We start from the raw sequence: 18,810 nt of genomic DNA, 5'->3' as shown, positions 1-18,810 counted from the left end.
TTTTCAAGGTTTTTCTGAAACCAGCGCGAGGACCGCCTCGCCGTACCGCTCGATCTTGTTCGGACCGACCCCGTTGACCTTCGCCAGCGCCTTGATCGAGGTGGGCTTCTGCTCGGCGATCAGCTCGAGCGTGGCGTCGGTGAACACGACGTACGCCGGCAGCGGCTTGCCGTCCTCCCCCGCCTCCTTGGCGGTCTCGAGGCGCCATGCCTTGAGTCGGTCGAAGAGCGCCTCGTCGTAGCGGACGGGGTGGTGCGCGCAGCGCCCCCGCTTCTTCTCCGCGGCAGAGCTCAGCGGCTGGAGGCAGTCGCGGCAGCGGGCGACCTTCGTGCGCCCCCGGGTCGCCTGCGGCTGTTGGGACGCAGGCAGCATCGGGACGAGGAAGCGCGAGGGCTGACGGCGTGGTGCCTGGCCCGGGTTGCGGGCCGCCGCCCACGAGACCATCAGCTCCTTGCGGGCGCGGGTCATGCCGACGTAGAGCAGCCGGCGCTCCTCCTCGACCGCCCCCGGAGGCGCACCCTCCTGGCTGGCATAGGTGATCGGCACCGTGCCGTCCTGCACGCCGCAGCAGAACACGGCGTCCCACTCCAACCCCTTGGCGGCGTGGAAGGTCGCCAGGGTGACACCGTCGGCCGTCGGGGCGTGCTGCTCGGCGGCACGGCGGTCGAGGTCGTCGACGAAGGTGCCGACCGAGGCCTCGATGCCCCGCTCGGTCGCGAAGTCCTCGGCCTGGTCGACGAGCGCCTGGAAGGACTCCCAGCGGTCGCGGGCCTGGCCGCGGGCCGTCGGAGGCTCGGTCGTCCACCCCATCCCGCTGAGCACGTCGCGCACGACCGTCACCCACGGGTGGCCGTCGGCCTCCCCGGAGCGGGCTGCGCCGCGCAGCCGGGTCACCGCCTCCCGCACCTCGCGGCGCTCGAAGAAGCGGGCCGCGCCCCGGATGACGTAGGGGATGGCGCGGTCGGTGAGCGCGTCCTCGAAGGTCTCGGACTGGGCGTTGATCCGGAAGAGCACGGCCATCTCGCCGTAGGGCGTGCCGGCGCGGTGCAGCCGGGCGATCCGGTCGGCCACGGTGCGCGCCTCGGCGACCTCGTCGGGCTCGCCGACGTAGCGCACCGCGGAGCCCGCGGCGTGCTGGGAGCGGAGCTCGACGCCCGCGCTCGCCGTGCCGGCCAGGAGCCGGTTGGCGTCGCCGACCACCTGCGGCGTCGAGCGGTAGTTGCGCACCAGCTCGATCGACGTCGTGCCGGGGTAGCGCTTCGGGAAGTCGCGGAGGTAGCCCGCGTCGGCGCCCGCGAAGGAGTAGATCGTCTGCGCCGGGTCGCCGACGACGCACAGCTCGTCGCGTCCTCCGAGCCACAGGTCGAGCAGCGCCGACTGCAGCGGCGAGACGTCCTGGAACTCGTCGACGACGAACCACTTGTACTGCCGGCGCACCTGCGCCGCGACCCGCTCGTCGGTCGCGAGCACGCCGGCCGTCAGCAGCAGCACGTCCTCCATGTCCATCCGGCCCTGGGCGCGCTTGACGTCCTCGTAGGAGGCGAACACCCGCGCGACGGTCTCCGGCGTCTGGTCGGCGACGGCCCGGCCCTTGCCGGGCGCGAGCCGGGCGTAGTCGTCGGGACCGACGTTGCTGACCTTGGCCCACTCGATCTCGGAGGCGAGGTCGCGCAGCAGCGCCTGGTCGGTGCGCACGCCGATCGCGCGGCAGGCCGCCGCCATCATGCCGAGCTTGGACTCGGTCAGCTCGGGCAGCTCGGTGCCGTGCACGTGGGGCCAGAAGTAGCGCAGCTGACGCAGGGCGGCGCTGTGGAAGGTCCGTGCCTGCACCCCCGGCGCGCCGAGCTGGCGCAACCGCTGACGCAGCTCACCAGCCGCGCGCGTCGTGAAGGTCACGGCCAGCACCTCGGTCGGGGCGTAGACGCCCGCGAGCACACCGTGGGCGATGCGGTGCGTGATCGCGCGGGTCTTGCCCGTGCCGGCACCGGCCAGCACCCGCACCGGTCCCCGCAGCGTCTCCGCCACCTGCCGCTGCTCGGGGTCGAGCGCGGACAGGAGCCGTTCGATCGAGTCGGCGTCGGCCATCGGGTGCCACGGCTCCTTCACGGGTCGGTCAAGCAGGACGTACCGACCCTAGACGGGGGCAGCGACACATCCGCAGGGTCTCCCCGTGGCTTGTGGACAGGCTTCGCCCCGCGCTGCGGCGTTGGGGGGAATGCGGGTCGCGGTGGGTACGTTGGAGCCACGTCAACCAGTTTTCGACAAGTGAGGTCGTCCGATGTCCGACGCACGGTTCGTCATGTACACCACTCCGTGGTGTGGCTACTGCCACCGGCTGAAGAGCCAGCTGGACCGTGAGGGCATCGCCTACGACGTCGTCGACATCGAGCAGCAGCCCGAGGCCGCGGCCATCGTCGAGTCCGCCAACAACGGCAACCAGACCGTGCCCACGCTGGTCTACAGCGACGGCACGGCGCAGACGAACCCGAGCGTCGTGCAGGTCAAGGCCAAACTGGAGCAGCTCAGCGCCTGAGCGGCGCGGTCCTCACCAGCTGCCGGGGAGCGTCCCGCCGTACCAGTGCTCGATCAGCGAGCGGCTGATGGACACGCCCCCGGGGAGCACCAGGGAGCCCTCCTCGGCGCCGGCACGCATCTGCTCGCGCGTGAACCACTGCGCCTCCTCGACGTCCGCGTCGTCGAGGACGATGTCCTCCGAGACGGCGCGGCCGTGGAACCCGAGCATCAGGCTCGAGGGCAACGGCCACGGCTGGTTGCCGAAGTAGGTCACCTCGCCGACGGCCACGCCGGTCTCCTCGAGCACCTCGCGGCGCACGGCGTCCTCGAGCGTCTCCCCCGGCTCGCAGAACCCGGCGAGCGTGCTGAACCTGCCCTGCGGCCAGGTGGCGCCGCGCCCGAGCAGGCAGCGCTCCTCCGCAGACCCCGGCTCCCCCGCCGAGATGAGCATGATCACGGCCGGGTCCGACCGCGGGAACTGCGGCTTGCCGCAGTCGGTGCACACCAGCTCGTGGCCGGCGGCCCGCGGCGTCAGGGCGCCGCCGCAGCGCGGGCAGAACCGGTGCGCCCACAACCACTCCGCCAGACCGATCGCGTGGAACACCAGCGGTGCCTGCGCGGCGGCGTCGCCGCCGAGGTACGGCAGCAGGCCACGCAGCGGCAGCCAGCGCTCCGGCTCGGTCCTGGCGAGGGCGCCGTCGATGACCACCGCCCACCAGGTCGTGCCGTCGCGGTCGCCGAGGAGCAGCCGTACGCCGTCCGGCGCGTCCGCCGACGGCACCCACTCCAGGCCGTCGGGTCCGGGCCGCACCAGGGTCCCGGCGATCACGAGGACCCGGCTCGCCGGATCCTCCCAGCGTTGCTGCAACCAATCCTCGTCGGTCCGGAGCAACCCGCGCCGGTCGTGGGGATCGGCGACGAGCGAGAGGTGCGGAAACGTCACGCAGCGAGCCTAGTCGCGCCCCCCACCCCTCGGCCCGCGGCGCTACCGTGAGCCATGGACGCCAGCACGCTCCGCTCCGCACAGGCACCGCTCAAGGACCGCTACCGCACCGACCCGGCGACGGCGCGGATCCCCACCGGGGCGACCGGCGACTACCGCGATCCCGAGGTCACCGCCACCATCGACGGCTTCGCCGGCCCGGTCCGCGCCGGCCTCCACCTCGCGGCCGGCGGCGACGGTCAGGACGCGTGCTCGGCGGACCTGCTGCTGCAGGCGTTGCTGGGCTGCGCCGGCGTGACCCTGCGCGCCGTCGCGACGGCCATGGGCATCGAGGTCCGGTCGGCCGCGCTGCGCGCCGACGGCTGGTGGGACGCCCGCGGCACGCTCGGTGTCGACCGTGCCGCACCGGTCGGCGTGCAGGACGTGGTCGTGACGGTCACCCTCGACACCGATGCCGACGACGCCGCCCTGGACCGGCTCGCGACGGCGACGGAGCGGTACTGCGTGGTCGGCCGGTCGCTCGCTGTACCGCCCCGGATCAGCGTGGTCCGTCGCTGAGCAGCGCCTCGATGCCGGCCCGGTCGGGCAGGTCGTCGTGGACGACGAGGTCGCCGGTCCGCACGTAGTGGAAGGCCGCACGCACCCGGTCGAGCGGTACGTCGTGCAGCTCGGCCCACGCGAGTCGGTAGAGCGCCAGCTGGAGCGGGTCGGCGTCCTGGCGACGGTTGGTCTTCCAGTCCACCACCAGGAACGAGCCGTCGTCCTCGGTGTAGACCGCGTCGATCCGTCCGCGCACGACCTGCCGGGCGCCACTCGGTCCGGTCAGCACCAGCGCGAAGGGCGTCTCGACGCCCGTCGGCTCGCGCGACCCGAACGGGCCCGCCTCGAACTGCGTGATCAGCTCCTGGAGGTCGCTGTCGTCGTCGATGCCGGCATCGCCGCGACCCTCGAGCTCGTCGGGCTCGAACAGCCCCTGCTGCCCGAACCGGGTCTCGACCCACGCGTGGAAGCGCGTGCCGAACCGGGCGGCGGGCGCGGGCTGGCGCGGCATCGGCCGGGCCAGGTCGCGCGCGAACGACTCGGGGTCGTCGCGCAGGCGGCCCAGCGCGGTCGCCGACAGGGACGACGGCAGCGGCACCTCCACCCGCTGGGACCGGTCGGACCGGGCCTCGGCGAGCAGCCGCTCGATCTCCGCGTCCCAGTCCGCGACCCGAGCCGCTTCGACGAGGTCGAGGGCGAGGTCGTCGTCGCCGGCCGCAGGGTCGGCCGCACGTACCCGCAGGGCGGCCTCGAGCCGGCGGGCGGTCTCGGCTCCCACGCCCTCGACCGGCCACGGCCGCGACGGGTCGACCGCGTCGAACGGGTTGGCGGCGCCCTTCTCGGGCTTGTCGAGCCAGTCGACCGGCTCCCCCCAGCCGTCGCACAGCTCGCGGATCGCCACCTGGAAGGACGACGGTCCGTAGGGGCTCTTGCGCGTCCCCCACAGGAAGGACGTGACCCACAGGTCGTGCTCCGGACGGGTGAAGGCGACGTAGCCCAGGCGCAGCTCCTCCTCGGCCTCGTGCGCGCGTGTGTCCGCGCGGTAGGCGTCCAGCGCAGCCTTGTCGTGGCCGGCGAGCTGCGGCAGGTCGTCGGCGTCACCCCGCAGCGGGGCGGGCAGCACGCTGGGCGAGGAGCACCACAACGACCGGCCCTGGGTGCTGGGGAACCGCCCCTCGCCGACGCCCACGCAGAAGACCGTGGCCCACTCGAGGCCCTTCGAGCGGTGGACCGTCAGCAGCTTGACTGAGTCAGCACCCGACGGCGTCGCGACCTCGAGCCCGTTGCCGGCCTCGTCCTCGGCCGTCAACCACGCGATCAGGGCAGGAAGCGTCACATCGCCGTCGACGGCCTGGAAGTCGGCGACCGCCTTGACGAAGAGGTCGAGGTTCTCGCGCCGGGCTGCGGCGGCCTTGCTCATCGACGACGCCAGCTCGACGTCGACGCCCGTGACGTCGACGATGCGCCGGACCAGGTCGAGCAGCGGCTCACCCACCGCCGACCGCAGCAGGCGCAGCTCGTCGCGCAGCAGGGCGAAGCGCTCCAGCGCCTCCGGGGAGTACGGCGCCGTGCCCGGGTCGGCGAGGGCGTCGTCGAGGCACGGGATCTCGGCCGGGTCGATGCCGTCGGCGATGGCGACGAGCTGGTCGTGGACGGTCGCCGCGGCGTCATCACGCCCACCACGACCGGCGAGCTCGAAGGCCCGCAGGCCCAGCAGGCGCAGGTCGCGCGGCCCGATGGCCCACCGCGGTCCGGCCAGCAGGCTGAGCAGCGACTCGTTGTCGGTCACGTCCTGGACGAGCTTGAGCGTCGCCACCACGGTCGCGATCTCCGGCAGCCGCACCAGGCCGGACAGGCCCACGATCTCGACCGGGATGTCGGCCCCGGTGAGCGCGTCGAACACGGCCTCGCCGTGCTGGTTGTCGCGGCTGAGCACGGCGATCTTGGCCCAGGGCGTCCCGGCGTCGTGGGTGGCCTGCACCTCGCCGGCCAGCCAGGCGAGCTCGTCGAGGTGGGTGTCGAACACCTTGACCCGCACGGATCCCGGCTTGCTCGAGCCGTGCCGGAGGACGGCGACCTTGTCGCCGTACGTGGCCATGAGCGGCTGCGCGAGCGTGTTGGCCACGTCGAGGATGCGGGTGTCGGAGCGGCGGTTGACGGTCAGCGGCAGCACTGGAACGGCCGCTCCGCCGGCTGCCGGGAAGACCTCGGGGAAGTTGATGATGTTGGAGACCGAGGCACCCCGCCAGCCGTAGATCGCCTGGTTCGGGTCGCCCACGGCCATCACCGCGTGGCCCTCCCCGAACAGCCGGGCGAGCAGGGTCGCCTGGGCGACCGACGTGTCCTGGTACTCGTCGAGCAGCACGACCTTGAACCGCTCGCGCTCCAGCCGGCCGACCTCGGGCTGCGCGACCGCGAGCCGCGCCGCCAGCGCGATCTGGTCGCTGAAGTCCATCAGGCCCAGGTCCGCCTTCAGGTTCCGGTACGACGCCACGAGGCCCATCAGCTCGGCCCGGCGGTCGATCACGTCGATCGCCTTCTGGCTCGCCTCGACGTAGGTCTTGCGGTTCTTGCCGGCCTGCTCCTCGGCGACGGCCCGCTCGAAGGACTTGCGTTCCGCGGCGTCGAACGCGAGCACGTCGTCGGGTCCGACCAGGTGCTCGCTCATGGATCCGTCGAGCGCGAGCAGGTTCTGGATCACGGTCGGCGGGTGGTCGGACAGCTTCTCGACGGCGCCGTCGTAGCGGTCGACCGCGCGCGCACCGAGCTGGTAGCGCGCGGCGTCGGTGATCACCCGGGTGTCGGGCTCGTGGCCGATCCGCAGGCCGTGGTCGGTGAGCAGCCCGGCGGCGTAGGCGTTGTAGGTCGCGACGGTCGGCTCGAGGACCTCCTCACCGTCGACCGCCGGCTTGAGGTCGAGCACGCCGGCCGCGGTCAGCGCCGCACGGACCCGCTGGCGCAGCTCGGCCGCTGCCTTCGTCGTGAAGGTCAGGCCGAGGATCTCCTCGGGCCGCACCTGCCCGGTGAGCACCAGGTGGACCACCCGAGCCGCCATGAGCGTCGTCTTGCCGGACCCGGCGCCCGCGATCACGACCACCGGCGACAGCGGCGCCGTGATCGCGGTCCACTGCTCGGGGCTGGGCGGGAACTCCGCCTTCATCAGCCGCTGCAGGTCCTCGGGGGTGTTGATCGCCTGGTTCATCGCTCGACCACCGATCCGGGGCTCTTGACGGGGCAGAGGGGCACGAAGCCGCAGTCGCGGCAGTGGTCGCCGGCCACCGCGGGGAAGGTCTCCTCCCGCAACAGGTGGGCGACCTGGGTGATCCGGCTGCGCAACGCCGCGCGCTCGGGACCGTCGTCGGCGTGCGGGTCCTGCTCCTGACGGGTGGCATCGACCGAGCCGTCCTCGAGGCCGAGCTGGATCAGCTCGGCTCCCCCGCTGGTCAGTCCGGTGAGGCCGGCCTCGGGGTCGTCGAGGGCGCCGGCGTCCACGGCGTACTGGTAGAGCGCGAGCTGGACGTGGTCGCGCACCGCAGGACCGCTCGGCTTCCCGCGGCCGGTCTTGAGATCGACCACGACGACGCGTCCGTCGCCGTCGACCTCGACGCGGTCGGCGTACCCGTTGATGCGCACGGGTGTGCCGTCGTCCATCGTCACCACGGTCGCGAAGCGCGCCTCCGTGGCGATCAGCCGCCGCGGGTTGCGCTCGTGCCAGGTGAGGAACCGGGCGAGGGCGGCGCGGACGCGCTTGTACTCGCGGTCCTTCGACCACGGCGTCCGGAAGTCGAGGCGGTCCCACACGTGGTCGACCTCGCCCATCAGGATGTCGAGCCGGCCGTCGACGCTGCCGTCGGCCACCCGCTCGGCGAGGGCGTGCACGAGCTGGCCGAGGTTGGCCGACTGGTGCGAGCGGGCCACGCCGCCGGCCTCGCGCTCGAGGAACCAGCGGGTGGGGCAGGCCGCGATCGCGTCGAGCACGGTCGCAGAGATCGGCACCGGCTTGTCGAGCTCGCGGATCGGCTCCTCGGACCGGCTGGCCGCACGCGTGCCCCACCAGCTCGCGGGGTCGGCCGCCGGAATCAGCTGCCGGCGGCCGGCTCGCTCGCCGGAGAGCCGGGAGAGCCGCCGCGCCGCGGCCGTGCGGAGTGCCTCGGGAGCCTCCGGGTCCGCGACGGTACGACGCAGCTCCGCGACGAGACCCGCCAGGGAGAGCGGCCGGGGCGGTCGGCCCGACACCGCGACGATGTGGTCGCGGTCGGGCACCAGCTCCTCCAGGAAGCGCGACGGCTGCTCGCCGTCGTCGTCCGGCGAGGCAACGGCGGTCACGACGAGCCGCTCCTGCGCACGCGTGCAGGCGACGTAGAACAGGCGACGCTCCTCGGCCAGCAGCTCGCGCGGCGTCACCGCCGGCACCACGACACCCGGCCCGATCCGGTCGGCCTGCAGGAGGCTCGCGCGCCGGCGCAGGTCGGGCCAGCCGCCGTCCTGGACGTGGGCCACCACCACCAGTCGCCACTCCAGGCCCTTGCTCCGGTGCGCGGTCAGCAGCCGCACGGCTGCACCCCGAGCGCCGCGGTCAGCGAGGGTGTCGGCCGGGATCTCCTGCTGGACCAGGCTCGCGAGGAAGGGCACCACCGCGAGGTGCTCGCGCTTCTCGCCCACCCGCGCGGCGAGGTCGAACAGGGCACAGATCGCGTCGAGGTCGCGGTGGGCACGGCGCGCCGCGCCGCCTCCTGCCTCGACCGATCGCCGCAGTCGCTGCGGCCAGGCCGTGCCGGACCACAGGGTCCAGAGCAGCTCCTCGGCGCTCGCCCCGCCGTCGGCAGCGGTCCGCGCGCCGGCCAGGAGCTGCGCCACCCCTCGGGCGCGGTCGGCCTCGGTCCCGGACAGACCCTCGAGGTGGGTCGCGTCGACGACCGCGAGCCGGACCAGCTCGCGCGAGCTCCGCGGCGTGCCGCCGGTCTCCTGGCAGGCGTCCTTCTCGCGGGCCCGCAGCTGGCGCGCGAGCCGACGCACGTCGCCCGCGTCGAGTCCGCCCAGCGGCCCGGTGAGCAGCGCCTCGGCGCGCCCGGGGTCGACGTACCCGACGTCGGTGTGGTCGGTGTTGTCGAGGTTGACGACGGCCCGCATCGCCTCGAGGAGCGGCAGCACCGCCGGGTCGCGGACGAGCGGGACCTCGTCGCTGGCCACCTCGACCGGCACCCCGGCCGCGCCGAGCGCACGCCGCAGCGGACCGATGCTCGCCCGACCGGAGCGCACCAGCACCGCCATCTCGTCCCAGCCGACACCGTCCTCGAGGTGGGCACGTCGCAGGATGTCGGCGAGGTGGTCGGCCTCGGCGCGGTCGGTGTCGTAGGTGAGCACCTCGACCTTGCCGTCGCCGTGCGGACCCGGCGCACACTGCGGCGCCAGGAAGGACTCGCGGGCCGCTTCGGGGATCGTGCCCGGAAGGCCGATCCGGCCGGCCACCCGCTGCGAGGCGATCAGGATCCGCGGGCCGAAGCGCCGCGTCGTCCGCAGCGCCACGACGTCGGCCGGAGTCCCGTCGCTGCGGGGGAACTGCGTCGGGAACTCCAGGATCCCGCGGACCTCGGCACCACGGAACGCGTAGATCGACTGGTGCGGGTCTCCCACGGCCACCAGGTCGCGCCCGTCGCCGGCGATCGCGCGCAGCAGCGCGACCTGCCCGGGGTCGGTGTCCTGGTACTCGTCCACGAAGACGTGCCGGAAGCGCTCGCGGAGCTCGGCGCGGTGGACCTCGGCCTCGATGCGGGCCCGCCGGATCAGGTCGGCGTAGTCGGTGGCGCCGAGGCTGTCGAGCGAGTCGAGGTACTGCTCGAGGAAGAGCCCGGCGGCGACGAACTCGTCGATGCCCTCGGCCTCCCCCAGCGCCCGCAGCTCCTCGCCGTCCATGCCTTTCTCCCGCGCGCGGCCCAGCACGGCGTGCACCTCGCGAGCGAAGCCGCGGGTCTGCGTCGCCTGCCGGAACCGGTCGGGCCAGGTCACCGACTCGGGGTGGTCGGCCAACAGCTCACGGAGCACCACGTCCTGCTCCGGCGCGGACAGCAGCCGCAGCGGCGCTTCGTAGAGCTCGGCCGGGGCGTACTTGCGCACCAGCGCGTAGGCGAAGGAGTGGAAGGTCGAGCTGAGCTGGTGACCGGTCGTGCGCCCGAGCCGCGCACTGACCCGGTCGCGCAGCTGGTCGGCCGCCTTGCGCGAGAAGGTCAGCGCCAGCACCTGGTCGGGGCGCGCGCCGCGCCGCTCGACGCGGTCAACGACGGCCTCGACGAGGGTGGTCGTCTTGCCGGTGCCCGGACCGGCCAGCACCAGCAGCGGGCCGCCCTCGTGCTCGACGACGCGACGCTGGTGCTCGTCCAGCTCCGGGGCAGGACCGGGCGCTCGTCCCGCCTTGAGGACGTACGTCGGGTGTCCGGTCTCCTGCTCCACGGGCGCCACTCAACCACCCCCGCCCGACACAACCACCGGCCGGTCGGGGCGTGCACTCAGCCTGTCTTCACGCGAGCTCGAAATCCTCGAAGTCGAAGCCCGGCGACACCAGGCAGCTGACCAGGGCATCGGTCTCCGCGACCAGCGTCCGCTGCCACACGCCGGCCGGCACCCGTCCCTGCGGCTCGTCCGCCCCGACGACGACCTGCCTCGCGGCAGCCGGGTCCGGCGCCGGACCGTCGCCCCCGAGCTCGACGGTCACCGTCCCCAGGTGCGCGAGCCAGATCTCGTCCGAGCGCACCCGGTGCCACGCCGACGACTCGCCCGCCGGCAGCAGGAAGTGGATCAGCGTCGCCGTCGGCCGCACCCGCCCGTCCGGGAGCGTCACCGTCGTCGGCGCCGCCCACGTCTGCCGGTACCACCCACCCTCGGGATGCGGAGCGAGGTCGTGGCGTACGGCGAGAGGCGGTCGGTCCATGCCCCCAGTCTGCCGCCGTCCTCCACAGGCTGACCTACAACCTGGGGAGAACCCGCTCGGTCCTGTGGACGAGCGACGGTGGACTTGTGGACGACACGCCGACGATCGGTGGATGAGCGGAAACCCCCGAAAAACCTGGCGAAAAGCCCTTGTCAGCACGGGAGCGACGGGCGTAGAACTTCTCCCACGCACTCCTCCGGGAGAGCGGGATCCGCCGGAAGGCGAGGATCCAGACGGCCATGACGGAGCCCTTCAGGGCGAGGTCGAGGCGGCCCTTCGGGACGCCGGCCGCACGAGCCGGGTGACGAGGCGCGTGGGATCCGAGCAGCGGGCGGGTGGACCGGGAGCGTCACCAGTACTGGTCACCCCGAAGGGCCCTTGTGACTCATACTCACGAGGGCCCTTCACCTTTTTCCCGCGCTGCCGCTGAGTACCCGTACTCACCCGTACCTGAGTGTCCGCACGATCCCGGACGAGCACGCGCACTGAGGAAATGGACGCATGCGCTACGCCGACCCGTCCCTGTGCCCCGACTGCCGCTCCGCGCTGCCGTCCGGCATCTCCGTCTGCCCGAGCTGCGACCTCCTGGTCCGGCACCCGCTGGCCGTGCACCTGTTCCGCACCCTGCAGCGCGCCGACGCCCTCGTCGGCGAGCTGCGCACCGCGAGCGATGCCTTCCACGACCACCCGGCTGCCGCCAGCGCCGCGTCCACCTCGGCGACCGCGACCGCCACCCTCGGCGGCCCGCTGGTCGCACCCGGCGTCCCGGCCGCGCCGACCCAGGCGGTGCCGGCCGGCCCGACGCCGCCCCTCCCGCCCTACCCCGGTACGGCGGCGCCGATGCCCGAGCGCGGCGGCGTCGCCTTCGCGTCCGTCCCCAAGATCCTCCTCGGCCTCGGCGCCTTCTGCCTCCTCGTCGCCGCGGTCATCTTCCTCGCGGTCTCCTGGTCGGCCCTCGGCGTCGGCGGCCGCACCGCGGTCCTCGGCGGTCTCACCTTGACGGCCGGCGCGTCGGCCCTGCTGCTGCACCGCTCGGGCCTGCGCGTCGCCGGGGAGTCGCTGATCGTGGTGGCGCTCGGGATGCTCGCGCTCGACGTGTTCGGCGCCGGAGCAGCCGGTTGGCTCGGCGGCAACGGGGACGTCACGACGCTCGTCGCGGGCCTGACCGTCGCCGTCGCCGCCTCCTTGACCGCGCTGGTCCGGGTCGGCGGCCAGCCGCGTCTCGTCGCTCCGCAGGTCATCGCGGGCATCGGTCTCCTCGTCGCGTACACCGGTGCCATCGACGTCACCGACCACCGCCTCGTCGCTGGTCACCTCGTCACCGCCACTGCGATCGGCGCCGTCCTCCTCGGCCGCACGACCGGCCTCGTCCCGCTGCAGTGGTCGGTCACCGTGGCCGGCGCCGTCGCGTGGCTCGGCTCCGCCTCGGTCGCGACGAGCTCCGCACTGCTTCACCCCGACCTCCACCAGCTGTGGGTCGACGGCTCGGGGTGGTCGCTGCTCGTCACGGCCGCCGCGATGCTCGTCCCTGGCCTCGTCGTCCGCGACCAGCGTCTCGCCCTGGCCGGCGCGAGCTGCGCCGCCATGGTCGTGACGCTCGTGCTCACCCTCCCGAGCGTCGACACCGACGCCACCACCTTCGGCCTCGTCGCCCTCGGTACGACGGCCACCTGGGTCGCCGCGCTCGCCGTCCTGCCCCGCGTGGCCCGTCCGGTCGCCGTGGCGCCCTCTGCGCTCGGCAGCCTCGTCCTCGGCGGCCTCGCACTCACCACCGCCGCAGTGGCGTTCGCCCGCTGGGCCGACGCGTCCACGGCCTTCGCCCGCACGCTCGACGTCACGATCGGCGGCACCGACCCGGTCACGGAGCCGCTGCTCCTCGTCCCGTCGCTGCTGGTCCCGCTCGCCTTCCTCGCGCTGGTCGCGAGCAACCGCAGCCGCGCCGCGCTCCTCGAGTGGGCCGAGGCCGGCGGCGTGCTCGCGGGCCTCGGCGTCGCCGCCACCCTCACCTCGTACGACGTCCAGCTCGCCGCGCCCGTCGCGGCCCTCATCCTGACGGCGGCGCTCAGCACCGCCGTGTCCCTGCGCTCCACCGGCGCACGCGCCTCCGGACACGCCGTTGCCGGGCTCGCCGTGGCTGGCGGAGCGACGCTGGCCGCCGTGCCGAGCGCGCCGATAGCGGCGCTGGTCGGCGCAGTCGGCACCGTCGTCGCGCTGGCCCTGGCCACGCTCGGCCGCACCGACGTCGCCCGGGTCACCGGCCGGCTCACCGCCCCGCCGCTGCTCGGCCTCGCGGTCGCTGCCCTCGTGCATGCCGTCGACGGCGGTGCTGCGTGGGTCGCCGTCCCCGTGCTGCTCGCCGTGGGCGTGCTGGCGGTCGTCCTGCCGCGCCTCGAGCTCGAGGTCGCCGCTGTCCTCGTCGCGGCCTTCGCGTTCCCGGTCTCGCTCGGCACCGCGTCCGACCCGGGCGGCCTGACGGCGCTGTGGCTGACGGTCGCGGGCTTCCTCGCCTGCGCGAGCGCACTGGTCAACGAGTCGCGCCGGCACCTGGTGTGGCTGGGTGGCGCGCTGCTGGTCCTGGCGAGCTGGGTACGCCTGGCGGACCTCGACGTGCACGCTCCGGAGCCGTACACACTGCCGCTGGCCGTGGTCCTCGTGGCGCTGGGCCTGGCGTGGATGCACCGCTCCCCCGACACCGGCACGACCGAGGCCCTGCTGCCGGGTCTGCTGCTCGGCACCGTCCCGTCGCTGCTGTGGGTCGCCGGCGACCCGGTCTCGCTGCGGGCGCTCGTGCTCGGCGCCGCGTGCCTCGCCCTCACCGTCGCCGGTGCGGCGCTGCGGTGGAGCGCACCGCTGGTCATCGGCGCGAGCGTCGGCGCGACGATCGTGCTGCGCGAGCTCGGGCCCTACGCCGGCGACTTCCCGAAGTGGGTCTGGATCGGCCTCGCGGGCGCGCTGCTGACCGTCGTCGGCATCACCTGGGAGCGACGTCTGCTCGAGGTCCGCAGCGCGGTCGGCCTGCTGGGTCGGCTCCGGTGACGAGCGGCTCGGGGCGACCTGCTAGACATCAGGACATGGCTACCACTGCACTCGGCGGAAACCCCGTCCACACCGTCGGCGAGCTCCCCGCCGTCGGCGCCCCCGCGCCCGCCTTCGACCTCGTCGGATCCGACTTCGCGGAGGTGTCCCTCCCGCAGGGCACCCGCGCCGTCCTGAACATCTTCCCCAGCGTCGACACCGGCGTGTGCGCGGCCAGCGTGCGCAAGTTCAACGAGCTCGCCGCCGGCCTCGACAACACCACCGTCATCAACGTCTCGCAGGACCTGCCGTTCGCCCAGGCCCGCTTCTGCGGCGCCGAGGGCATCGAGAACGTCACCACCGCGTCGGCGTTCCGCACCACCTTCGGTGAGGACTACGGCGTCAAGCTCGTCGACGGCAAGTTCGAGGGCCTGCTCGCCCGCTCGGTCGTCGTGGTCGACGCCGACGGGTCGGTCCTGCACACCGAGCTCGTGCCCGAGATCGCCCAGGAGCCCGACTACGACGCGGCCATCGCCGCGCTCGGCTGATCGACTGAACGTCGGGGCTCGAGCCTCCGGGCTCAGTCCCCCGTCGCCGGGTCCCAGAAGGCCCGCGACATGTCGAGGCCGCCGCTCGTCCGCAGCGGCGTGCCCTCGGCGAGGTAGTTCTCCCGCGCCCGGTCGCCGTGGCTGTCGGGGAGCGTGCCGTCGGCACGCACCACCCGCCACCACGGCACCGGAGCGCCGTAGCGCGCCATGACGGACCCGATCTGACGAGGTCCTCCCCCGGCCACTGCCGCGAGCGCGCCGTAGGTCGTCACCCGGCCCTCCGGGACCTGCTCGACCAGCTCGAGCACCGACTCGACGTACCCCTCGTCCACGAGGACATCCAACACCCGGGCGTCGACAGCCCCGGAAGACGCCGAGAGCCCCGTCCGGTCGGACGGGGCTCTCAGGTGCTCCCTCGTGTGGCAAACGCCTGTGGAAAGCCGGTGCGCGGGCCCGGCGTGTCACCGGGGCCGCGATGCCCTGATCAACGAGGACACCGCGTCGCGGTTACGGGCGTTGCTGGTGGGACGGGATCAGTACGACGGCTGGCTCGGGTCGATCTGGTTGACCCACGCCACCACGCCACCGCCGACGTGGACGGCGTCGTCGTAGCCGGCGCCCTTCACGATGGCGAGGCACTCGGCCGAGCGGACGCCGCTCTTGCAGTGCAGGACGACCTGCTTGCCGGAGTCGACCGGCGGGAGCTGCGAGAGCGCGGTGCCGTTGAGGAAGTCGCCCTTGGGGATCAGGACGGCGCCAGGGATGTGGTTGATCTCGACCTCGGCGGGCTCACGCACGTCGATGAGGACGAAGTCGCGGCTGCCCTCCTCCTTCTCCTTGATCATGGAGGCGAGCTGGGTCACCGAGATGGTCGCGTCGACGGCGGCGTCGGCGGCCTCCTCGGAGATCGCACCGCAGAAGGTCTCGTAGTCGATGAGACCGGTGACGGTCGGGTTCTCGCCGCACAGCGCGCAGTTGGGGTCCTTGCGGACCTTCAGCTTGCGCCACTCGAGCTCGAGGGCGTCGTAGATGACCAGCTTGCCGATGGCCGGCTCGCCGGCGCCGATCAGCAGCTTGATCGCCTCGTTGACCTGGATCGAGCCGATGGACGCGCACAGCACGCCCAGCACGCCGCCCTCGGCGCACGAGGGGACCATGCCCGGCGGCGGCGGCTCGGGGTAGAGGCAGCGGTAGCACGGGGCGTCGTCGGCCATGGTGGGCGCGAAGACCGAGGCCTGGCCGTCGAAGCGGTAGATCGAGCCCCAGACGTAGGGGATGCCGAGGAAGTACGCCGCGTCGTTGACCATGTAGCGGGTCGCGAAGTTGTCGGTGCCGTCGACGATGAGGTCGTAGCCCTTGAACACGTCGAAGACGTTGTCGTTGTCGAGGCGCTCCTCGTGGAGGACCACGTTGACCAGCGGGTTGATCTCGAGGATCGACTCCTTGGCCGAGAGGCCCTTCGACTTGCCCAGGTCGGACATGCCGTGGATGACCTGGCGCTGCAGGTTGGACTCGTCGACCTCGTCGAACTCGGCGATGCCGAGCGTGCCGACACCGGCAGCGGCGAGGTAGAGCAGTGCGGGGCTGCCGAGGCCGCCCGCACCGATGACCAGGACCTTGGCGTTCTTCAGGCGCTTCTGGCCGTCCATCGCGACGTCGGGGATGATCAGGTGCCGGCTGTAGCGGCGGACCTCGTCGATGGTCAGCTCGGCGGCCGGCTCCACCAGCGCGGGAAAGCTCACGGGGTTCAGCTCCTCGGTTGAACAGTGCGGAACGGGGATGTCCCGGCCCCAACGCCGTGGCGCGGCCGGGTGTTCCCCTGCCCCTCCATCGTCCCTGCCCGGTCCAAGCCACGGACACCACGTCCCACCGTCTGGACGCGTGTCCCGCACGGGACACCGCTCGGCTGCCGCGGGCTACTGGAGAGTAGGCTCACACCCGTGGTGATCGAGCAGTTCGACCTGGACGGATCGCGGCCGCGCGGCGTACGGCTTCCGCGTCGCGAGCGGCGTGCCCAGCTGCTGGCGGCTGCCCTCGAGGTGTTCGTCGCGCAGGGCTACCACGCTGCCGCGATGGACGACATCGCCGAGCGCGCGGGCGTCTCGAAGCCGGTGCTCTACCAGCACTTCCCCGGCAAGCTCGAGCTCTACCTCGCGATCCTCGACGCCGCGTGCGACGCGATCATCGACAACTGCCGCAAGGCGCTCGACTCGACCCACGACAACAAGCAGCGCGTGGCGGCGACCATCGACGCCTTCTACGCCTACGTCGGCCACGACACCGGCGCGTTCCGGCTCGTGTTCGAGTCCGACCTGACCAACGAGCCGGCCGTGCGCGGGCACATCGACCGGGTCACCACCGAGTGCGCCGACCTGATCGCCTCGGTCATCGCCGAGGACACCTCGCTGCCGCCGGCCGCCTCGCAGCTGCTCGCCGTGGCGCTCGTGGGCATGGCCCAGGTCAGCGCCCGGTTCTGGACGACCGACACCGACGGCGGCCTCGCCGGGCTCACCCGCGACCAGGCGACCACCCTCGTGTCGGGCCTGGCGTGGCGCGGCATCGGTGGCTACCCGAGGACCGACGAGCAGGCCTGACCTCCTTCGTGACCGCCTGCTGACTAGGCTGGGTCGCGTGAACGGCTCCGCAGGTGCGGGCCGTCCCCCGGAACGAGGAGAATGACATGACCGTCGAGGTCAAGATCGGTGTGCAGCAGACCGCCCGCGAGCTCGTGATCGAGACCGAGAACACCAGCGAGGGCGTCGCCACCCTGGTGTCCGAGGCGCTCGCGTCCGACGGCGTGCTGACGCTCACCGACACCAAGGGCAAGGTCACCGTCGTGCCCGTCGCCAAGCTGGCCTACGTCGAGATCGGCCGCAGCACGTCCGGTCAGGTCGGCTTCCGCTCGTAGCCTTCGAGCTCGCTCGTAGGCTAGGAGCGAAAGAAGTCGGTGGTTGAGGTGCCGGCTGAGCTTGCGAAGCCGCCTCGAAACCCCCGCAGCTGATCCAGGGCGGCGAAGGCCGGAAAGGAGGACACGTGCTCCAGTTCCGCTTCGCCGCGTCGAGCGAGACCGGCCCCGTCCGAGAGCACAACGAGGACTCCGGCTTCGCCGGTCCCTACCTGCTCTGCGTCGCCGACGGCGTCGGCGGTGCGGCCGCGGGTGAGATCGCGTCCGCGACCACGACGTACGTCGTCAGCGCGCGGTCCCTCGCGCACCCGGGCTTCGAGCCCGAGCGGCTGCTGCGCGCCGCGGTCGCCGAGGCGCACACCCAGCTCGTCGCCGGCGTCGCCGCCGACCCGGCTCGCCGCGGGATGGCGACCACGCTGACCGCGGTCCTCACCGACGGGGTCCACACCTCGCTCGCCCAGGTGGGCGACTCGCGGGCCTACCTGCTCCGCGACGGGCGCCTGGTGCAGCTGTCGCACGACCAGACACTGGTCCAGTCCCTGGTCGACGCCGGGCGGCTCACACCCGCGGAGGCAGCCGCGTCGCCGTACCGGAACGTCGTGCTGCAGGCCGTCGACGGTGAGCACGAGCCGGAGCCCGTGCTGCAGCCGCTCGACCTGCGCCCGGGCGACCGTCTGCTGCTGTGCAGCGACGGGATGAGCGACGTGCTCTCCCCCGCGACCGTGCACCTGCTGCTCGGCATCGACTCGCTCGGCGCCGCCGCCGAGCGGCTGGTCCGCGCCGCGATCGACAGCGGCACCCGCGACAACGTCACCGTGGTGGTCGCCGACGTGGTCGACGCCCCCGCCGTGGTCGGCAACGGGAGGGTGCTCGGCGCGGGCATCGACCTGGCCCACGTGGTCGACCCGGTCGCCGTACGCCCGCTGCGCTCGGCCTGAGCCTGCCGACGGACCGGCCGACAGGACCGGCCGAAAGGACCGGGCGGAGGTCGGCGGCGAGTCCTACACTGGACGCGTGAGCACGAAGCGGGTCTACGAGTACGCGCGCCTCTGGGTGCCGCTCTACGACGCCGCTGCGCTCGCCGTCACCCGCCCGGTCTACCTGATCGAGGCCGCCGACGGGTTCGAGGGGATCGCTGCGGAGAAGAACACCACGCTGATGGGGCTGTTCAACGAGCTCGGCCGCCACGGCTGGCGGATCGAGGGCACGGCGCTGCGGATCGACCACCCGTCACCGGAGTTCCAGATGCTCATCGACGTCACCCTCGACGAGGCCGACCACGCCGTCTCGCCCGACGAGGTGGCCCACGCGGTCGGCACCGGCGGCGACCCGGCCGGGGCCGTGACGGAGTTCGACGTCTACGCCATGCGCCGGCGCCTCTGAGCAACCGCGACCGAGGGACGAGGTCGCGACCGCGCGT

Annotated in this window: 15 protein-coding genes; 8 read left to right on the top strand and 7 right to left on the bottom strand. The window is 73.2% G+C overall.

All coding sequences use genetic code 11. The annotated features are described in order from the left end of the window. Positions 1-3: 3 nt before the first annotated feature. Positions 4-2,085, bottom strand: a complete 2,082-nt coding sequence (locus ASE20_RS09625) for an ATP-dependent DNA helicase UvrD2 (RefSeq protein ID WP_056894422.1) — start codon at positions 2,083-2,085, stop codon at positions 4-6. A gap of 193 nt (positions 2,086-2,278) precedes the next feature. Between ASE20_RS09625 and ASE20_RS09620 the strand changes: the two genes are divergently transcribed. Continuing rightward, positions 2,279-2,533 (top strand): mycoredoxin, encoded by a 255-nt coding sequence (locus ASE20_RS09620; protein WP_082612294.1) that lies wholly within the window; start codon positions 2,279-2,281, stop codon positions 2,531-2,533. Positions 2,534-2,545: 12 nt separating this feature from the next. Here the strand turns inward: ASE20_RS09620 and nudC are convergent, their stop codons facing one another. Beyond that, entirely contained in the window at positions 2,546-3,457 is a 912-nt protein-coding gene (gene nudC / locus ASE20_RS09615; RefSeq protein WP_056894329.1) for an NAD(+) diphosphatase, read from the bottom strand. A 54-nt stretch (positions 3,458-3,511) separates the two neighbouring features. Here nudC and ASE20_RS09610 point away from each other — a divergent pair, with 54 nt between their 5' ends. Then, positions 3,512-4,015, top strand: a complete 504-nt coding sequence (locus ASE20_RS09610; RefSeq protein WP_056894328.1) for an OsmC family protein — start codon at positions 3,512-3,514, stop codon at positions 4,013-4,015. On the opposite strand, the gene ASE20_RS09605 is transcribed toward ASE20_RS09610, so the two are convergent. From ASE20_RS09605 to ASE20_RS09595, 3 genes are all read right to left on the bottom strand, one after another. After that, the gene (locus ASE20_RS09605; RefSeq protein WP_056894327.1) at positions 3,996-7,199 is read right to left on the bottom strand and encodes an ATP-dependent helicase; all 3,204 of its coding nucleotides are present in this window, start codon (positions 7,197-7,199) and stop codon (positions 3,996-3,998) included. The genes ASE20_RS09610 and ASE20_RS09605 overlap by 20 nt on opposite strands. Continuing rightward, positions 7,196-10,444 carry an ATP-dependent helicase gene (locus tag ASE20_RS09600; RefSeq protein ID WP_082612293.1) on the bottom strand — a complete coding sequence of 1,083 codons (3,249 nt, stop codon included), beginning with the start codon at positions 10,442-10,444 and terminating at the stop codon, positions 7,196-7,198. Before ASE20_RS09600 ends, ASE20_RS09605 begins: the two co-directional genes overlap by 4 nt. Before the next feature lie 67 nt (positions 10,445-10,511). After that, positions 10,512-10,922, bottom strand: coding sequence for a cupin domain-containing protein (locus tag ASE20_RS09595; protein WP_056894326.1), 411 nt, complete (start codon positions 10,920-10,922; stop codon positions 10,512-10,514). 501 nt (positions 10,923-11,423) lie between these two features. Between ASE20_RS09595 and ASE20_RS09590 the strand changes: the two genes are divergently transcribed. Beyond that, on the top strand, positions 11,424-13,958 hold the full coding sequence (locus ASE20_RS09590; RefSeq protein ID WP_056894325.1) for an SCO7613 C-terminal domain-containing membrane protein: 2,535 nt from the start codon (positions 11,424-11,426) through the stop codon (positions 13,956-13,958). A gap of 35 nt (positions 13,959-13,993) precedes the next feature. After that, positions 13,994-14,485, top strand: a complete 492-nt coding sequence (gene tpx, locus ASE20_RS09585; protein ID WP_056894324.1) for a thiol peroxidase — start codon at positions 13,994-13,996, stop codon at positions 14,483-14,485. A gap of 32 nt (positions 14,486-14,517) precedes the next feature. On the opposite strand, the gene ASE20_RS09580 is transcribed toward tpx, so the two are convergent. Both ASE20_RS09580 and moeZ read right to left on the bottom strand, forming a co-directional pair. Further along, positions 14,518-14,817, bottom strand: a complete 300-nt coding sequence (locus ASE20_RS09580; RefSeq protein ID WP_200952755.1) for an MGMT family protein — start codon at positions 14,815-14,817, stop codon at positions 14,518-14,520. A 201-nt stretch (positions 14,818-15,018) separates the two neighbouring features. Then, positions 15,019-16,227, bottom strand: coding sequence for an adenylyltransferase/sulfurtransferase MoeZ (moeZ, locus tag ASE20_RS09575; protein WP_056894322.1), 1,209 nt, complete (start codon positions 16,225-16,227; stop codon positions 15,019-15,021). 198 nt (positions 16,228-16,425) lie between these two features. Here moeZ and ASE20_RS09570 point away from each other — a divergent pair, with 198 nt between their 5' ends. The 4 genes from ASE20_RS09570 (at position 16,426) to ASE20_RS09555 (ending at position 18,773) form a co-directional block, all read left to right on the top strand. Beyond that, entirely contained in the window at positions 16,426-17,079 is a 654-nt protein-coding gene (locus tag ASE20_RS09570) for a TetR/AcrR family transcriptional regulator (RefSeq protein WP_056894321.1), read from the top strand. Positions 17,080-17,165: 86 nt separating this feature from the next. Continuing rightward, positions 17,166-17,393, top strand: a complete 228-nt coding sequence (locus tag ASE20_RS09565) for a DUF3107 domain-containing protein (protein WP_056894320.1) — start codon at positions 17,166-17,168, stop codon at positions 17,391-17,393. A gap of 125 nt (positions 17,394-17,518) precedes the next feature. Beyond that, on the top strand, positions 17,519-18,328 hold the full coding sequence (locus ASE20_RS09560) for a PP2C family protein-serine/threonine phosphatase (protein ID WP_056894319.1): 810 nt from the start codon (positions 17,519-17,521) through the stop codon (positions 18,326-18,328). A gap of 76 nt (positions 18,329-18,404) precedes the next feature. Then, positions 18,405-18,773 (top strand): hypothetical protein, encoded by a 369-nt coding sequence (locus tag ASE20_RS09555; protein WP_056894318.1) that lies wholly within the window; start codon positions 18,405-18,407, stop codon positions 18,771-18,773. The last annotated feature ends 37 nt before the right edge of the window (positions 18,774-18,810 follow it).

Origin of the sequence: Nocardioides sp. Root240, from assembly GCF_001428825.1 — a bacterium.
Lineage (GTDB): Bacteria > Actinomycetota > Actinomycetes > Propionibacteriales > Nocardioidaceae > Nocardioides.
The sequence above is the reverse complement of the archived record's forward strand: the minus strand, read 5'-3'. Positions and strand labels throughout refer to the sequence as shown.

Bases quoted from the DNA above. Each gene is read 5' to 3' on its own strand.
- ASE20_RS09625 (WP_056894422.1), bottom strand. From the start codon at position 2,085: ATGGCCGACGCCGACTCGATCGAACGGCTCCTGTCCGCGCTCGACCCC.
- ASE20_RS09620 (WP_082612294.1), top strand. From the start codon at position 2,279: ATGTCCGACGCACGGTTCGTCATGTACACCACTCCGTGGTGTGGCTAC.
- ASE20_RS09590 (WP_056894325.1), top strand. From the start codon at position 11,424: ATGCGCTACGCCGACCCGTCCCTGTGCCCCGACTGCCGCTCCGCGCTG.
- ASE20_RS09565 (WP_056894320.1), top strand. From the start codon at position 17,166: ATGACCGTCGAGGTCAAGATCGGTGTGCAGCAGACCGCCCGCGAGCTC.
- ASE20_RS09595 (WP_056894326.1), bottom strand. From the start codon at position 10,922: ATGGACCGACCGCCTCTCGCCGTACGCCACGACCTCGCTCCGCATCCC.
- ASE20_RS09605 (WP_056894327.1), bottom strand. From the start codon at position 7,199: ATGAACCAGGCGATCAACACCCCCGAGGACCTGCAGCGGCTGATGAAG.
- tpx (WP_056894324.1), top strand. From the start codon at position 13,994: ATGGCTACCACTGCACTCGGCGGAAACCCCGTCCACACCGTCGGCGAG.
- ASE20_RS09610 (WP_056894328.1), top strand. From the start codon at position 3,512: ATGGACGCCAGCACGCTCCGCTCCGCACAGGCACCGCTCAAGGACCGC.